The organism is Amycolatopsis sp. (assembly GCF_035276945.1).
Taxonomy (GTDB): domain Bacteria; phylum Actinomycetota; class Actinomycetes; order Mycobacteriales; family Pseudonocardiaceae; genus Amycolatopsis_E.
In genome coordinates this window covers 1-16,648 of record NZ_DATELF010000090.1, presented here as the reverse complement: position 1 = coordinate 16,648, position 16,648 = coordinate 1, and the positions used below count along the sequence as shown (strand labels likewise).

17 protein-coding genes are annotated in these 16,648 nt (G+C 66.0%); 9 read left to right on the top strand and 8 right to left on the bottom strand.

What is annotated here, in order from left to right:
- The first annotated feature begins 56 nt into the window (after positions 1–56).
- Positions 57–236: a hypothetical protein gene (locus VJT49_RS15310; protein WP_324165479.1), complete on the top strand. Its 180-nt coding sequence runs from the start codon at positions 57–59 to the stop codon at positions 234–236.
- A gap of 364 nt (positions 237–600) precedes the next feature.
- Here the strand turns inward: VJT49_RS15310 and VJT49_RS15305 are convergent, their stop codons facing one another.
- From VJT49_RS15305 to VJT49_RS15275, 7 genes are all read right to left on the bottom strand, one after another.
- Positions 601–1,317 (bottom strand): response regulator transcription factor, encoded by a 717-nt coding sequence (locus tag VJT49_RS15305; RefSeq protein WP_324165478.1) that lies wholly within the window; start codon positions 1,315–1,317, stop codon positions 601–603.
- Between the two features lie 590 nt (positions 1,318–1,907).
- Positions 1,908–2,174: a hypothetical protein gene (locus VJT49_RS15300; RefSeq protein WP_324165477.1), complete on the bottom strand. Its 267-nt coding sequence runs from the start codon at positions 2,172–2,174 to the stop codon at positions 1,908–1,910.
- Positions 2,175–2,264: 90 nt separating this feature from the next.
- A complete protein-coding gene (locus tag VJT49_RS15295) occupies positions 2,265–2,543 on the bottom strand; it encodes a hypothetical protein (protein WP_324165476.1) in 279 nt (92 codons plus the stop codon).
- A gap of 291 nt (positions 2,544–2,834) precedes the next feature.
- A complete protein-coding gene (locus VJT49_RS15290) occupies positions 2,835–3,371 on the bottom strand; it encodes a hypothetical protein (protein ID WP_324165475.1) in 537 nt (178 codons plus the stop codon).
- A gap of 4 nt (positions 3,372–3,375) precedes the next feature.
- The gene (locus tag VJT49_RS15285; protein ID WP_324165474.1) at positions 3,376–4,380 is read right to left on the bottom strand and encodes an alpha/beta hydrolase; all 1,005 of its coding nucleotides are present in this window, start codon (positions 4,378–4,380) and stop codon (positions 3,376–3,378) included.
- A 95-nt stretch (positions 4,381–4,475) separates the two neighbouring features.
- Positions 4,476–5,321, bottom strand: a complete 846-nt coding sequence (locus VJT49_RS15280; RefSeq protein WP_324165473.1) for a hypothetical protein — start codon at positions 5,319–5,321, stop codon at positions 4,476–4,478.
- A gap of 93 nt (positions 5,322–5,414) precedes the next feature.
- The gene (locus tag VJT49_RS15275) at positions 5,415–5,684 is read right to left on the bottom strand and encodes a hypothetical protein (RefSeq protein WP_324165472.1); all 270 of its coding nucleotides are present in this window, start codon (positions 5,682–5,684) and stop codon (positions 5,415–5,417) included.
- Positions 5,685–6,509: 825 nt separating this feature from the next.
- On the opposite strand from VJT49_RS15275, the gene VJT49_RS15270 reads away from it, so the two are divergent.
- Positions 6,510–6,746: a hypothetical protein gene (locus VJT49_RS15270; protein ID WP_324165471.1), complete on the top strand. Its 237-nt coding sequence runs from the start codon at positions 6,510–6,512 to the stop codon at positions 6,744–6,746.
- Entirely contained in the window at positions 6,731–7,579 is an 849-nt protein-coding gene (locus tag VJT49_RS15265; RefSeq protein ID WP_324165470.1) for a helix-turn-helix domain-containing protein, read from the top strand. The genes VJT49_RS15270 and VJT49_RS15265 overlap by 16 nt, the downstream gene beginning before the upstream one ends.
- 173 nt (positions 7,580–7,752) lie before the next feature.
- Here VJT49_RS15265 and VJT49_RS15260 read toward each other — a convergent pair whose 3' ends face one another.
- A complete protein-coding gene (locus tag VJT49_RS15260) occupies positions 7,753–7,887 on the bottom strand; it encodes a hypothetical protein (RefSeq protein WP_324165469.1) in 135 nt (44 codons plus the stop codon).
- 380 nt (positions 7,888–8,267) lie between these two features.
- Here VJT49_RS15260 and VJT49_RS15255 point away from each other — a divergent pair, with 380 nt between their 5' ends.
- From VJT49_RS15255 to VJT49_RS15230, 6 genes are all read left to right on the top strand, one after another.
- The gene (locus VJT49_RS15255) at positions 8,268–8,888 is read left to right on the top strand and encodes a DUF6875 domain-containing protein (protein ID WP_324165468.1); all 621 of its coding nucleotides are present in this window, start codon (positions 8,268–8,270) and stop codon (positions 8,886–8,888) included.
- Between the two features lie 45 nt (positions 8,889–8,933).
- Positions 8,934–10,133: a 3-methyl-2-indolic acid synthase gene (gene nocL, locus VJT49_RS15250; RefSeq protein WP_324165467.1), complete on the top strand. Its 1,200-nt coding sequence runs from the start codon at positions 8,934–8,936 to the stop codon at positions 10,131–10,133.
- Positions 10,133–10,351: a hypothetical protein gene (locus tag VJT49_RS15245; protein ID WP_324165466.1), complete on the top strand. Its 219-nt coding sequence runs from the start codon at positions 10,133–10,135 to the stop codon at positions 10,349–10,351. The genes nocL and VJT49_RS15245 overlap by 1 nt, the downstream gene beginning before the upstream one ends.
- On the top strand, positions 10,321–11,631 hold the full coding sequence (locus tag VJT49_RS15240; RefSeq protein WP_324165465.1) for an AMP-binding protein: 1,311 nt from the start codon (positions 10,321–10,323) through the stop codon (positions 11,629–11,631). Before VJT49_RS15245 ends, VJT49_RS15240 begins: the two co-directional genes overlap by 31 nt.
- Positions 11,632–11,688: 57 nt before the next feature.
- Positions 11,689–13,278, top strand: coding sequence for a tryptophan halogenase family protein (locus VJT49_RS15235; RefSeq protein ID WP_324165464.1), 1,590 nt, complete (start codon positions 11,689–11,691; stop codon positions 13,276–13,278).
- Positions 13,279–13,335: 57 nt separating this feature from the next.
- The coding region (locus VJT49_RS15230) for an amino acid adenylation domain-containing protein (protein ID WP_324165463.1) at positions 13,336–16,648 on the top strand (3,313 nt) is incomplete at its 3' end.

Here is a 16,648-nt window from a genome sequence, read left to right as displayed (position 1 = left end):
GGTGCGGCCAATCCCACGAGGTCGCCAGGTGGATCACCCTGCTCCTCGACAACGACGTGTCCGGGTGCCTCACCGGCGCCCTGATCCCGGTCGACGGTGGCCGGGCCGGTCAATTCCTTGTGGTGCCGCTCGACGACATCGCCTTCGACCCGGTGGCGCCCGCTCACGCGATCGACGAACACGGCAGCACCGTCGACGAGTTGGTGCCCGACCATGCCGCGTCACATGGTGCATGACTTGGCAGGCCACCCCGACACTCTGCGATCACCGCAGTGGATACTCTTCAACGGGAGGGTTGCCCACCGAACCGGCCCGCCAGTGGCTATTGATCAACGACTACGGTCCGGCCGAGTGCTCCGGCGACGTCACTCACCACCTCGTCGACGTGTGGGAGCTGACGCGAACGCGAGTATCACGGGGCGTTGCACCGCTCCGCGCCATGTCCGGCGCTGACTGGACCAGCTTGCGCAACGCTGCACCCGTGTGACGCCAAGCCAGACGTACTCGCCCAGATCGCGATGGGGATGAGCACGGCCATGAGCGGTCCGCAAAAAGACCGCGGCCACCGAGTGCACTTCCGCCGTGGCCGCCGCCATCCCATCATGGCCGCATGTCCTGCACACCGTGCACCATGTAGCCCACCCCGCGCACGGTGCGAATCAGCCGCCGGTTGACATCGCCCAGCTTGCGTCGCAGGTTGTACACGTAGGTTTCCACCACCCCGGTCTCACCGTTGAACGCGTGGCTCCACACGTGGTCGAGGATCTGCGCACGGGTGATCACCCTGCCGGCGTTGACCAGCAGATAGCGCAGTAGCCTGAACTCGGTGACGGACAGGACGACTGGCGAGCCGTGTGCGCGTACCTGGTACGAGTCCTGGTCCAGTTCGACCCACCCGACCCGCAACTGGCGGTTCTCACCCGCCGTGTACCGCCCTCGTCGTTGCAGTGCCTTGACCCGTGCGACGACCTCGTTGGGGTCGAACGGTTTGGTGACGTAGTCGTCGCCGAGGTCGAGCCCGCGCACCTTGTCCTCGACATTATCCCGTGTGGACACGAACAGCACGGGTGCCTCGACCCCGCCTTCCCGCAACCGGCGGCACACCTCGAAGCCGTCCAGATCGGGCAGCACGACGTCCAGCAGAATCACGTCGAAGTCAGCGGTGATCGCCGCACTCAACCCGGCCCGGCCGGTCACCGCCAATTCGACCTCATAACCAAGGAAACGCAGGGCCATGCCCATCATTGTCATGATGCACGATTCGTCGTCGACTATTAGTACCCGACCCTGTTCTGGGATCACGGTCGTGGCATTCATAGGACCTTCCGGATGTTGGCGCTGGCAAGTCGCTGTTGGCGATCTTAACGCTCTTTCCGGCCGCCTGTCAGGTAGGCTCACGTGAGTGTTAGATCACGGAAAATCGCATTTTTTCAGGTCATCGCGTTGGCGGTTTTGCGGTTTTTCAAGGACGGCGGAACAGATTTCTTGAAACGCCGCTTGCCATGTATTTCCGGGCGGTGAAGAGGTTGGCTGTGGATTTGGGCTCACGCTTCGGCGGCAAAGATTTTCCACGATGGAAGACCGGTATTCATCCGTTCGACATCCGGGTTGGATATGGTAGCAGGAGGCGGGGTCGGCGACCGGCCCGCGCTATGAAGCTTGGCACCTCCGGGTGGTGTCGGTGGCGGATCCGCCACGGCGGTCTTCTGGTCAGCACGCCGCCGGTGGGCGCACCCCGTCCGGCCCATATCGTTTCAGGCTCTTTCCGCGCCAGAAAAAGAGACGGCGCCCGGCGTGCGCCCACCGGGTTATGAAAACCACTCAAACCCATGGTAGACGAGCCAGTAATGGGCCGCATCCACGCGGCGCGTCTTTGCTGTCGAAGACGCGGCCCATCCGGCCGGGGGTCAGTGGCCGCTCAACCCCCGCCGGAAACCGATCAGTTCGCCCACGGACATCGCCGCCAGGCCGTGCTCCCCGTCCGGCGCCTCGAAGTCCGGTTCGTCGACGGGGCCGAACGCCTTCGCGGCGAGGTAGCCAACGCCGAATGCCGCGGCAACGATTTTGACCGCCGCGGGGGTGCACAGCACCGGCATGGCCTGTCCGCCGGTGGCCAGCGGGGCCACCGTGGTGGCGTTCGTCGCGGCCGAAGCCGCGAGTTCAATCCGATTCACCGAATCTCCTTTCGCTCGAAAAATACCTACCGTCTGATACCGGCTGCGCCGTCACTTCGCGGCCGCCGATACCGGCCGCCGCGTCGAGGTTCAGCAGGCGCTCAGTTCCCTGCGGAACCCGATCAGCTTGCTGGCGGACATCTCCCGCAGACCGTGCTTTCCGGCCGGCACGTCGAAGTCCGACCGTTCCATGTAGCCTCCCGCCCTCGCCGCGTAGTAGGCGATGCCGAACGCGGCGGCCATGGCGGTGATCAAGGCATCTGCGGCCGCGGCCGTGGGCGTGCACAGCACCGGCGTCGTCGGCTCGCTCATCGCTAGCGGAGTTACCATCTCCGCATCGGACACGGCCGCCAGTTCGATTCGATTCATGAGGAACTCCATTCGATTCGTGGACCCGATCGGATCCACAGTCAAATCTATCCTATTCGTCGCGAGAAAGCATCAGCAATTTTGTTGATATCTTGCCGGTGAGCAACCGACGACCGGCCGACTGATTCGGAATACGGAAAAATGAACGGCGACAGGACCGACAATTCGAACGGCTCCGTCGGCCGGCACGGTGGTGGCCGAGGGGCCTCAACGATTCCTTACCGGAGCTCCCCCAGGGCGAACCCCGTGACTTCGGGCGGCGACAGTGGTTCAGCCTGCTTCCTCGATGGCTCACGTGAGCGGATGGGCATTGGACATGAACAGTATCGTGGGTTCCTCCTGTTCGTCGTATCCATCGGAGGCGGCGACCAGGAACTGGGTGCGGTCCGCGTCCTTGTGGTGTGGAACGCTCGACGTCACATAGTTCAGTAGGGTGAGGTAGGAGCCGCTGAGCTGGATGTCTTCCTTCTTGCGCGCGAGCCTGCCGAAGTCCATCAGGCCGGACACCGAGTCGGCCACCACCTTTTCCACTCGCCGGTTGATGTACCACAGGGCGTGGTGCCACCTGCGGGCCTCGGCCGGGCAGATCTCCGTCCAGTCGGTGTGCTTGCCGTCCACCAGCTGATCCCGCACCAGCACGTGGTAGTCGTGCATGCCCGGCCTGGGCGCGAAAAATCGCCAGTCCGCGATGAACACGCCGGACGGATCGAACTTGCGGAGCTTTTCGAACTTCCGTCGCGGGTCCTGGGAGAGCAGCGTGATGAAAAACCACGACCCGAACAGCCCAGTCAGGGCGTATCGGCCGACTCTGGCAACAGTATGTCGCACCATCTCACGCTCCGGCTTCCAGGCGAACTTCCCGTGAATCCCGCCCGGCCGCGGTGACCGCGCCGAGCACCCGCAGCACGGCCTTGACCACCTCGGTGGCATGCCGGTTGTCGGCCAGCAGGCTCATATGACCTGCCTTGTCCACTGTGGACTGTGTTCCCGTGCGGGACAGCCCGGCCAGCTCACGCTGCAGCACCCGGTGCACCGGGTCCGCCTGCTCGGTCTCGCCCGCGGTCAGCACCACCAACGGGCAGTCCAGTGGCCGGCCGGTGTCCCGCACTTCGTCGTTCACGTGGTTCACCCAGCCGCGCAGTTCGGCGTTGCCCGCCCGCCAGGTGGCCGCGCGGCGCATCCGCGCCCCGACCACCTCCCGCGCCCACTCGGGCAGGCCGGCCCATTCCCGGCCCCACTCCTGACCGGCCAGCAGCCGTTCGAGCCCGAACCTGGCGGCCACTTCGTTGCCGCGCATCAGCGACCGGGTGGCGGGCAGACCCAGCCGCTGCATGGCCGACCGGCGCAGTTGGTCCGGGTGCGAGGCGTCGACGAGCACCATCCCGGCCACCCGACCGGGACTGGTGTGCGCGAAATGCCGGGCCAGCAGGCCGCCGTAGGAATGTCCGACCAGCACGTAGGGGCCGGGATCGTCGAGTGCGGTCAGCAACGCGGTCAGGTCCTCGGTGGCCAGCCGCGCGGTGCGCACGCCGCGCACCGCGTCGCTCCGGCCGATACCCGCCCGGTCGTAGGAGATCGTCCTTGCTGTCGCGGCCACCTCGGGCTGAATCCACGCCCAGAACTCCAGCGGCGCCGCCATGCCACTGAGGAACACCACCGTCGGGCCGGAGGGCTGGTCACCGTCCCGCAGTACGTGCAACCGCCGGCCGCCGATGTCGATCAGTTCGCCGCGGCCCGGCAGGGCGGCGTCCTCCCGGCGCGTGGCGATCGCCTGACAGCCGGCCCGGACACTCAGAGCGGCGGCCACACCGCCGAGGGTGGCGAGGCTGAGACTCACGGCCTGCCACCTCATGGCGCCCGCCCACGCCGGAAGTAGCCGTAGTAGGGCCCCGCTCGGCGGCCGACCTGCCGACGCACGCACCCCCTGCCCGTTCACGCGGCGCTCTTCCTGGACGCCAGGCTCCTGGAGTGGAAGGCCACGCTGGGATAGGTGGCGCCGAATGACCAAAGGAACCGGTTGAGCCCCATCAGCGCCGCGTTGCCGAGGTGGAACGAGAAACCGGTGGCCAGCAGGGCCTGGGCCAATCGCTTCGGTGCGACGAGCGTGACGGGGAACAGCAACTCGCCGATCACCACCGCCCAGCCGCCGGTCCTGGCCAGCAGCGGGTGCTTGTTGAACAGTTTGCTGATGTGTTTCTGGCCATAGGTACGGGTGCGGAAGATGCCGGCCATCGCGGTACCGTCCCGCCAGAAGGGCGAGATCAGCTTCGCGGCGCCCGCGGCGACGTAGGACAGGCAGGACTGAGCCGCGATGAAGGCCGTGCACACCTTCTTGGCTCGCTCGTCGTCGCCGAACAACTTGCTGGCGGCCAGCGCGGTGCAGACGATCACGTTCATGTGATCCGAACCGTCCGAGCCGTGGCTGTTGCGCAGGTGTAGCACCAGGTTGGTCAACGCGAGATAGCCCATCGCGAGGGCCTTGAGCTCCCGTGCGGCACCCGGTGCGAGCACCGCGGTGGCCGCGGCCAGCCGCAGTCCGAGCACGATGTTGATTCCCGGCGTGGTGACCAGCGGGTCGATCAGATCGGCCCCCTTCCTGGACGCCCACCGGTACTTCGTCCGGCCGACCTGCCAGCTGAGCAGACCGGACTCCTCCAAGTGCCGAGACTGGCACAGGTACTCGAGGGAACTGATGAAAATGCCGGCCGCCGTGATGATCTCGGTTTCCCGCAGCGTCCGGTCGATGGGCGGGACAACGTGCGCCGAAATATGTTCCACCTGTCCACTTTCCACATTCGAATACTGACGTTTTCGGGGGACTCCGCCGGGGTCACGCCACACCGTTGTGGCGCCGCCCCGGCCGATGACCGCTCAGCCGCCGATGGCGTCGCGGCGCAACTGCAGCAGGTCACCAACGGGCAACGTGTGGGTTCCATCCACCTCGAGCAGGTTCTCCGTGCCGTGCATGCAGCCGTGGTTCGCGCATTGCGCATAGCCAACCCCTAAGCCGGCAAGGGCGGCCACCCCCGCAGCGGCCGCCCAAGCAGCGGGGCAGCAGGCGATCGGCGCGACGCCGCCCGCGGTCTGAAGCCGCTCCAGCGGTTCCACCCGCTCCGCGAGGACGGTTTCGATTCTGTTCACCGATAGAGCTCCGTTCTTTCGTTGATCGATGAGAACAAGTGGAAAAGATGTGAGCAGTCGGTCGCTCGCATCAGCGGATACCGATATGCGATCCTGATATGCGCGCAATCTCCGAAGTTTGAACAGGTGGACCGCGTGATATCGCCATCTTCAGTAAACAACGCCTGCCATCGAGAGGGAAGTCCGAGAATCTACCAAAATCCGCCCGGAAGGCGGATTGGGGAAAGGCGTGATCCTACCATCGGGAAGGTGTCCCGATACCCCGGCCGCCCGACTGGACCGAACGACGGATGGCCAATGGTCTGGTCGTGCTCGCCGTGCGGCACGACGCCGTCCCGATGGCGTAGATCGGGCTGTACCTCCCTGCCGCACCTCCCTGCCGCACACGCGCCGGCTGCGGCGGGTGCCCTGCTGTCACTGCTGATCGGCCTGATCGGCCAGGGCCTGCGGGTGGGCTGGCTGCGCTGGTACCGAGCCCGGCTCTGGGAGGTTGGCACGGAACTGGTGGACCGGCCGGGCCGCGACGTGCCGGGCGCCGGAGCGCCGTCGCCGGGATCATCCGCGGCGGCGCGGCGGCCCTGCGGTCGTAGCCGGTCCACCCGCCGGGGACCGGGCACCACGATCTGTTCATCACGGCGCGCTGTCGAGGCCACCCAATCTTCACAAGAACGCCGACAAAGACCGAGCGAACCCTGAGGAATCAGTGATGCCGTTTGGACAGTCGGCCGGTTTTCTTGGTGCGGCCAAGAACGATCGATTGGAGGCACGATGTCCAGGCCACTCAGCCATGGTGGAATGCCGGTCCCATCGTGGCCGTCGGAGCCGATGACCAGCACCTCCGAACGGCCCGGCGAGACCAGCGAGTTTCCGCGGACCTGTCGCGACGCGCGCCGCGGCACGAACGACCGAGCCGTTCGCGCGGGAGGCCGGGCCCGGCGCCTCGGCTTGGCGGCGGCACGCCAGCAGGCGGCGATGGACGTGCTTGTCCAGATGACCGCCCCGCTACGGCACCAGACGCCGCTGGGCACGCTGTCGGCGACCCGGCCGTGCGGCACGCGGTGACCCGGCAACTGAACGCGCTCGGCGCGGAGACGACGGTGGAGCCGCACGCCGGCTGCCGGGCCGGGCAAATCGCCCAGCCGGACCGGCCGATGACCAATCGCGAGATCGCCGACGCCCTGCTGTCCGGCCGGCCGGACGTTTCCCTGCCCACATGCCGCGCGGTGGCTGGCGCGTATGCGATGGTGTGCGTCGCGGCGCCCGCGGTGACCGCCGCAGAGCTGGAGCAGGTGTTCCTCCGGCGCACCGGAAACCACACGCTGTGCCGGTTGACCGACGGCGGCGGGCAGGTGCTGGTCCCCGCCGCAACCGCAACGGAAGCACACGCCAAGTGCCAGCGGGTGGTCGCCGAACTGGGCAAGCGGAGCTGGCTGGCGATGATCCATCGGCCGGTGTGTGATCTGCCTGCCGGACGCGAACTGGTCGAGAACATCCTGACCGCGGCCGTCGCGCTACAACGGACCGGACTGTGCACGCCTTCCGACGTGATGGTGGAGTTCGCGGCGGCAAGCACCCCGTCCGTGGCCGCCGAACTGACCGCCGTGATCCAACCGGTGATCGCCAACCGGATCCTGCGCCAGACTCTTGAGGCGCTGGTCGCCGCAGACGGCAACCGGGCACGTGCCGCCAAGGACCTGATCATCCACCGCAGCACGATCGACTACCGGCTACGGCGCATCGAGCAGTTGACCGGGCACTGCCCGACCAGTCTGCGCGGCCTCACCGCACTGTCCGCCGCGTTGGTAGCGCATGCGCTGAAAGCGCGGAACGATGCCGCCTGCATCCGCCCAACCAGCCGCAACGACCTCGACGGAAGTGGTTCGCACAATGCCTGAACGCAGGACCGCGGGCGCACGTCAGGGCGGGGACTGGTCTGCGAACACCGACCAGGAACTACACATCCGGAATAACCGGCATCCAACCTGCGAGTTCACCCGCGATACGCGACTTTCGTGTCGCACCAAGATCCACTCATTGTGTTAGGAGTTCTGAGAACCCACAGCGTGACCTACTCGTCGTGCACCCGCCCGCCGCGCCCGACAACCTGCTCGCGCAGCACCACGCGCAATCGCTGGACGGTGATCTCGCAGGGCAACCCGGAAAGCTGGGCCGGCCGCGGCCTCGGTCGAACTGGATGCCGCACGGCTGTTCCTGACCCGAATGGGCCTGTCACCCGAAGAACTCCTGATTACGCCCACCGCACAACCACCCGTGCCCACCTTCACCGGCCAACTTCGAGGACCCAAAAATCCGCAAACTGCGGATGGAGTCACCGGATCATTCATGGCACAATCGCGATCAATTTTCCGACCCCTGCCAAGTAAGGAAAATTCGTCCATTTGGGTCAATATCACCGATTGAGATCTCGATACGCTGCAAGCGACCTTGCCGGCCACTCAGACGACAGAGACAAGTCGATCCAACAAGATCGAGGTTCGCACACGCCAAGGCTTCCGAACGACAAGCTTCACGACCACCACTCGGCCACCGCTCATTCAACGAACCGTTATCGGGGGCAACACGATGCTCGTCGCGCAGCCGGAACTCCCCTCATGTGCCGTTGAGACAGCGCGCAGATGGTTTGTCGAATACCTATGTAAGCCTCACGAATTACTCGGCAGGGACGGCGCGATATGCCCGTTCGTCGCGCCGGCGATCAAGGCCGGCTCGGTTGCGTCGATGGAACGGCCGGTGGCCGCCGACATCGATGTCGACGGCATGGTGGCGATCGTGCACGACATGGCCGACGGATTCGAATCCGTTCGCTGGCCAGGTCATGGTGACTCGTTGCGTGCCTTGGTATGGGTGCTGACCGGCATCCCGGACGAGAAGCTGACCCTGCTGGACGAGGCGCATCGCAACACGAAGGCGGACCTTGTCCAGCGCGGCTTCATCCTCGGCCAGTTCCATCCGCACTGCCAGGAAACCGCGGTCCATAATCCGGACTTCCTCATCTCGCGCGCGCCGGTGCCGATGTTGGGTCTGCGCAGGATGGCCTTCCATGACGTGTTGTTCCTGAATTCGGACCCGCACTGGTTCTCGGCCTACCAGCAACGCTACGGCGACCGGTACGAATCCAGTTCCGTGGCCAGCCCGGCGCTCGTCGAAATGTACCGACAGGCATGTGACCGATGGAATCGGTGAGCAACGCGAAGCCGCCTGTGTGCCGCCATGACCCGTGGAGGAAAAGTGCGTACAGATTTACTCGACATTGAAGTGAACCGGTTCCGGCTACCTGAACCGGCCTCGATCTCAGCCGAGGTGGCGTCCGCGCGCGCTCGCGACCTGCTCGATCTGCCGCCCGATCAGGAACCCCCGATCAGCAGGGCCGCTCTTGCCGCCGCGCTCTGGCGGGACCGGAGCGTGACGAACGAGGAACTGGTCGCGGCGGCCGAGCGCCGGCTGGCGACCAGGAGGCCGCAGATCAACGCCTTCGTGCCGCTGTACACGACCAACCACTGCGACTCCGAATGCAAGATGTGCGGAATGCGCAAGGGCAACCCGCGGCTGATCCGAAAATACGCCGGCAAGAAGGAACTCGAAGAACAGCTGGAGATCCTCTATTACCACGAGTATGTCCGGGGCGTCATCTTCCTCACCGGAGAGTACCAGGACAAGTATGCTCGGCTGAGCACGGCGTTTCGGATCGGCTGGGCCATCAGGCAGGCCCTGGACATGGGATTCCAGCGGGTCCATTCCAACATCGGCAGTATGGAGTCCGACGAGATCGAGGTACTCGGCGAATGGGTCGGCCGGGACGAACCCGTTGGTATCGCGGTGTTCCAGGAGACCTATGACCACGATTCCTACCGCAGGTTCATGGGTGAGGAGTCCAGCGATGTGCCCAAGGCCGACTACGCGCGACGGCTGTCGACCTTCGACCGATGGATCGACAACGGGTTCCGGCACCTCAACGCGGGTGTGCTCGTAGGCCTGCACGACAACGTCGAATCCGAGCTCGTCCGGCTGATCGCGCACGTGACCCACCTGCGGCGGCGGGGAGCCATCGTAGATGTCTCCCTGCCCCGGATGCGGCCGGCGTCCAGTGCGCACAACAACACCTGGCTCGATGACGACGAGTACCTGCGCATGATGGCCGCGTTCGCCTACTCCTGCCCCGATCAGCGGCTCGTGCTGTCCTCAAGGGAGAACGAGCAGTTCCAGGACCGCTCGGTCGGCCTGTGCGGGGTGGTGAGCCCGGGCAGCCCGGACGTGGCGCCGTACCAGCGGGACGGGGCGCCGCTCAACGACGAGGAAAGCTCGCAGTTCATCGCGGGCGATCTGCGCCGGCCACGCGAGACGCTGCTGCGGGTCCGCGACGGCGGCCGAGACATGGGCTTTTTCGAATACCCGAAGGAAAATCCGTTGGTCGCCGAGGTGGGGTCCTGATGGCAGCAGAGCTCAGAAACGAACAACTGTACGATGAGCTGGTCGGCGCCCTTGACGGCGTCGATCAGGCCCGGGAACTCGACTCGCTGCAGGCCGTGGTCGTGATGTCCTATCTCGGCGATCGGGGCTTCGACGTGGACACGGTAGAGCTGAACGACCGCCCGCGCACGATCGAAGGGTGGGTCCAGTGGGCCGACCGGCATTCGTCCGCTTCCTGAGGGAGGGCCGCGACGGTCTACGCGGCGAGCCAGGAGTGCACTGGGGCGGACAGTTTGCCAGCTGGCGAGAACTATCGGCGTCGGGTCGCGAGCGGGCAGCGCTGGTAGACGAGCAACACGCGTACGTCGTCGATCCGTCCGCCGGACTCGATGCGCTCGTCTCGCTGTTCGCGGTGGCCGGCGTCGCGGACACCTTCCTGGTATGGGCGAAGGTGAACGCGCTCGGCATCGAGCATCGCCGGCTGGCGAACGGCTTGTACCAGGTGCCGACGCCCTTCACCGGACTTCTGGAACGTCCGCTGTGGGGTGTGTGCACCTCGGGCACCTCCGGTGCCGGGGCGAAGGTGGCGGTGGCCTACGCCGATCAGTTGGAACTGATCGCGCTGCATTACGAGCGCGCCATGTACCAGCCGACGTTCGCCGACGGCGCCCCGCCGCTGCTGTCCACCTGCCTGCCGTTGCAGTTCTCCGCGGCGTTCGCGATGGTGGTGTTACAGAGCCTGTACATGTGCCGTGATCTGGTGGTTTTCCAGCCGCACGACTGGCGGACGGTCGCTGACCTGGCGAAGCGGACAAACCTGACCGTGCTTGCCGTGCCGGCCCTCGCCGCGGCCGCCGCGCTTGGCGGCGAGCGGGTGGACATGTCGAAAGCGGCGTTCTTCCTCGGCGCCGGGCATCTGGGCGCGCACCGCATCGACACGATTCGCCGCCGGTTCGAGAATGTGTCACTGATCAACTTGTACGGTGCCGCGGAAGCCGGAGCCATCTCCGTCGACCGGGATCCGGTTGGCGACGCGCACGTCGGCCGGCCGATCGTGGGCAAGGCGGTGTGGCTGCATGAACCCGATGAGCGTGGCATCGGCGCGGTCGCCGCGACGGGCCCGGATTGTGCCGAGTACATCTGGCAGCCCGGAGAGGGCGCCTGGCCGGTTGGGAAGTTCATGGCCAGTACCGATTACGGCCATTTCGACGAAGCAGGTCACCTGTATCTGGACGGCCGGATCGACAACGGCGAAAAGCTGTTCGGGATCACCATCTATCCGCGGGCGATCGAGCGGCACTTGCTGCGCTTGGACGGTGTGGCGGACGCGCAGGTGCGGGTGGTGCGCGACCCGAACGGCCTGGAACGGCTTGCCGTGACGGTGATAGGCGGCGCCAGCGAGCACGCGGTACGCGCCCACTGCGAGCAACTTCCGGAGATCGAACGGCCCAACCAGATCGAATGCGTGGCCGAGAAGGTCGCGCTGGGCCGCTACAGCGCCCACGGGAAGTTGCGTTGAACCGCAGCACACCTCCGCTGCCGCCCGCAGTTTTCTGACCCAGGACGAGGGAGAGTCGTGGACAGACGCATCAGGAGTGTGGTCATCCTCGGCGGTGGCACGGCTGGGTGGATGACCGCAGCATACCTCGGCAAGGCACTACGGGGGACGGTGCGCGTCACCGTCATCGAGGCCCCCGGTATTCCGCGGATCGGCGTCGGCGAGGCCAGCGTGCCCAATCTGCAACGCGCGTTCTTCGACTACCTCGGGATCGCCGAGGACGAATGGATGCGCGGATGCAACGCCAGCTTCAAGACCGCCGTCAAGTTCATCAACTGGCGCACTCCTGGTGAGGGTGTCGCGCAGGCCCGTGACTGGCATGGCCGACCCGACCATTTCTACCACCCGTTCGGCCTGCTGCCGGCCCAGGACCAGATTCCGCTCTCCCACTACTGGGCCTACAAACTGGCCGCCGGGCAGACCGACGAGCAGTTCGACTACGCGTGTTTCAAGGAGCCGGCGATCATGGACGCCAAACTGGCGCCCCGCCATGCCGACGGCCGGCCGGCCACCTACTACGCCTGGCACTTCGACGCGCAACTACTGGCTTCCTTCCTCTGCGGATTCGCCACGGAAAAGCAAGGCGTGGTCCATGTCCGGGACGAGATGACCGAGGCCGTCCTGGGTGAGGACGGATTCATCACCGGACTGCGGGTTGCCAGCGGCGACACGATCGAGGGTGATCTGTTCGTCGACTGCTCCGGATTCCGCGGCCTGCTGATCAACAAAGTTCTCGGCGAGCCGTTCGTGGACATGAGCGATCACCTGCTGTGCGACAGCGCGGTGGCCACCGCCGTGCCGCACGACGACGCCAAGCACGGTGTCGAGCCCTACACCTCGTCCATCGCGATGAAATCCGGCTGGACCTGGCGCATTCCCATGCTGAACCGGTTCGGTACCGGATACGTGTATTCCGGCCAGTTCGCCGACCAGGACGAGGCGACGGAGGAATTCCGCGCACTGTGGGGAATCGGTGAGGAAACACCGCTCAATCACATCCGGTTCCGGGTGGGCCGTAACGAGCGTGCCTGGGTGAAGAACTGCGTTTCCATCGGCCTGTCGTCCTGCTTTCTCGAACCACTTGAGTCGACCGGTATCTATTTCATCTACGGCGCGATCTACCAGTTGGTCAAACACTTCCCCGACCGATCGTTCCACCCGGTGTTCGTCGACGGGTTCAACCGCGAGATCGAGACCATGTTCGACGACACCCGGGACTTTCTCCAGGCTCATTTCTACTTTTCACCCCGTGTGGACACGCCGTTCTGGAAGCGTAACAAGGAACTAGAGCTGGCGGACAACATCATCGAAAAAGTGGCGATGTACAAGGCTGGGATGCCGATCAACCCGCCGACGGTCGGCGAGTCGTCCTACTACCAGAACTTCGATGCGGAGTTCCGCAACTTCTGGACCAACGGCAGCTACTACTGTATATTCACCGGAATGGGCCTGCTGCCGGATCGGCCTTTGCCGGCCATCGCACACAAAACGGATTCGATCCAGGTGGCTGAGTCACTGTTCGCCACGATCAAGTCACAACAACGGGAACTGGTCGCGTCGCTGCCGACCAACTACGAATTCCTGCGTCAACTGCACGGGCGCACCTAGATCCGGTCACCGCTGGCTGGGTGGAGTCATTCGTCGCTGATTCTGATGGATGGGAAAATGACCTCGTTGACCACGGTGCGGTTGCCACTTTCGGCCGCGCAGCGTGAAATCTGGTTGGCCCAGCAACTGGCTCCGCACAGCGCGATATTCTGCTTCGGGCAGTATCTGGACATCCACGGCAGGATCGACCCTGACATGCTCGTTGCGGCGGTGCGGCAGGCGGTCGCCGAGGCCGAGCCGCTGCATGTGCGGTTCGGCATGGACGAGGATGGGCCATGGCAGCAGCCGCAACCGAGTGCCGACTGGCCGTTGCCGGTGCTCGATCTCAGCGACGCCTCTGATCCGCTGGCCAGGGCCGAAGCGCGGATGCGGGCCAAGTTGTCCCGGCCGATGGAACTGGCCGACGGGCGGCTGTTCGACTACGCCATCTTCCGGTTGGCCGAGGACCGGTTCCTGTGGTTCCAGAGTTACCACCACATCGTGATTGACGCGGTCGGTGCGGGTCTGGTGTGCCGCCGGGTGCACGAGCTGTATCGCGCGCTGCGGCAAGGGAAAACGGCAGGTGCCCCGGCGGGTTTCGGTTCCCTGCACCTGATGCTGGTCCGGGACGAGGACTATCGCGGATCACCGGAGTTCGCCGCCGACCGCACCTACTGGACGACCCGCTTCGCCGGCCGGCCCGCGGGGATCCAGCCTGCCCGGCCCGCAATCGCCATGCCGGTAACCCCGCTGCACCGCGGCGCGGTGCTCTCGCCGGATGACACCGAACGGCTGGCGGAGCGGGGGCGGGAACTGGGCGGCGGCACGTCCGCTGTGCTGGTGGCCGCCCTGGCCGCCTGCCTGCACCGGGACACCGGCGCGACGGATGTGGTGCTGAACCTGCCGGTCACCGGCCGCACCGACCTCGAACTGCTCAGCATTCCCGGCAATGTCGCCAACGTGGTGCCACTGCGCCTGTCCGTGCACCGGGACACGTGTATCGGTGATCTCGTCCGGCAGGCGGCGCACCGGATCGACGACGCGCTGCGCCACCAGCGCTACCGGGGTGAGGAACTGGCCCGCGACCTCGAACCGGGCGGCGGCCGGACAAGCCTGACCGGTCCAGTGATCAACATCATGCCGTTCGGCTACAGCCAGGTCTTCGACGGGCACCGGGCCGTGACGCACGTGCTGTCCGCACGGCCGGTCGACGACCTGATGGTGGTGGTGCACCGCTCCGATGACGCGGGCATGCGCATCGACCTCGACGCGAATCCGGACCGGTACCAGGTCGCGGAGCTGGCCGACCAGCAGCGACTTTTCCTTGCCACGCTTGCGGCGTTCGGGTCCGCCGAGTCGAGTCGGCGGATCGGGGAGATCGAACTGCCCGCGGCGGACCGGCCGGAGGTATCGCCCCTTGGCCCGCGAAACGGCTTGCCGGTCACCCTGCCCGATGCCTTCGCCCACCGGGTCGCGCTGCGCCGGGACATGGTCGCGGTGACCGGTGCCGGCACCAGCCTGACCTACGGTGAGCTGGACGAAACGGCCAACCGGTTGGCGCGGCTGTTGATCACTTATGGCGCCGGGCCGGAGCACATCGTCGCGCTGGTGCTGCCCCGCTCGGTCGAGATGATCGTGGCGATTCTCGCGGTGCTCAAGTCGGGCGCGGCCTACCTGCCGATCGATCCGGACTACCCGACCGACCGGATCGCGTTCATGCTCGCCGACGCGGCGCCGGTCACGCTGCTGGCCGTGCGGGAAACCGCTGACACGTTGCCGCCCGCCGATATCCCGGTGATACTCCTGGACAATCCGGCCACGGTTCACGCGCTCGCCGATTGTCCGGCGACCACGCCCGCGGACCCCGACCGGATCGCCCCGCTCACGCCGGCCCATCCTGCCTACGTCATCTACACCTCGGGTTCCACCGGCACGCCGAAAGGTGTCGTCATCGGTCAGCACAACCTGCTGCGTCTGTTCCAGGTGACCGCGGCGGATCTCGGTATCGGCCAGGACGACGTGTGGGCGTTGTTCCATTCGTACGCGTTCGACTTCTCGATACTGGAGATCTGGGGCGCGCTGCTACACGGCGGTCGGCTGGTGATTGTGCCCAACCAACTGTGGAGATCACCGGTCGAGTTGCTGCGGATGGTCGCCGAGCAAGGGGTCACCGTACTGTGTCAGACACCATCGGCGTTCGGCGTGCTGGTCGACGCCGACCGGGACAACGCGCAGGTGGCGCGGGGCATGGCGCTGCGACTGATCCTGCTCGGCGGCGAGTCGCTGCGCCAGGAGCACGTCGACGCGTGGTGGCAACGCCATCCCGGCACGCCGAAGCTGGTCAACATGTATGGACCGACCGAAGCTTCGGTGTTCGTCACCTATACCGAGGTACGTCCGGGCGAGTCGGTCGCCGGGGCGGCCAGCATGATCGGCGCGGTCCTGCCCGATATTCGCGGCTACGTGCTCGATGAGCAACTGCGGCAGGTCCGGCCGGGAATCACCGGCGAACTGTACGTGGCGGGCGCCGGGCTGGCCCGCGGATATTGGCGGCACCCCGGGCTGACCGCGAACCGTTTCGTCGCCGATCCGTTCGGGCCAGCGGGATCGCGCATGTACCGCACCGGGGATGTGGTGCGGCGGCGGATCGACGGACGGTTCGAATTCCTCGGTCGCGCGGACGACCAGGTGAAGGTGCGCGGTTTCCGCATCGAGCCGGGTGAGGTGGCCGCCGTGCTGCTGCGGCATCCGGCGGTGACGCAGGCCGTGGTCCTCGCCCCCAAGGATCTGTCGGGCGAACGGAATCTGGTCGCCTACGTGGTGGCTGGACCAGACGGCGTGAAGGGTGAACTGGGCGCCGAGTTACGCGAATTCGTCAGAACGACGCTGCCGGAGTTCATGGTCCCCCATGTGATCATGGTGCTCGAATCGCTGCCGTTGACGGTGAGCGGCAAACTCGACCGGGACGCGCTGCCCGCTCCTTTGCGACCCGCCCCCGAACCCGCCGGCGTCCGGGCGAGTAAGGCCGAGGAGATTCTCCGCGGCCTGTTCGCCAGGGTTCTCCGTATTCCACCGGACAGCGTCGGCATGGGCGCCCATTTCTTCGATCTCGGCGGTCATTCGCTGCTCGCCGTTCGCCTCGTGTCCAGGGTGCGCCAGGTGTTCGCCGTGGAAATCGACATGCGCGACCTGTTCGAGAATCCGACCGTGGGTGAGCTCGCCGAGCTGATACTCAGCGCGCGGCAGCCAAGGCCGGCGTTGTGTCGGCGATTGTGGCCGGAGCGGTTGCGGTTGTCGTTCGCGCAGTCGCGTTTGTGGTTTTTCCATCGTTTGGAGGGGCCGTCGGCGACGTACAACATCCCGTTCGCGGTGCGTTTGAGCGGGCGGTTGG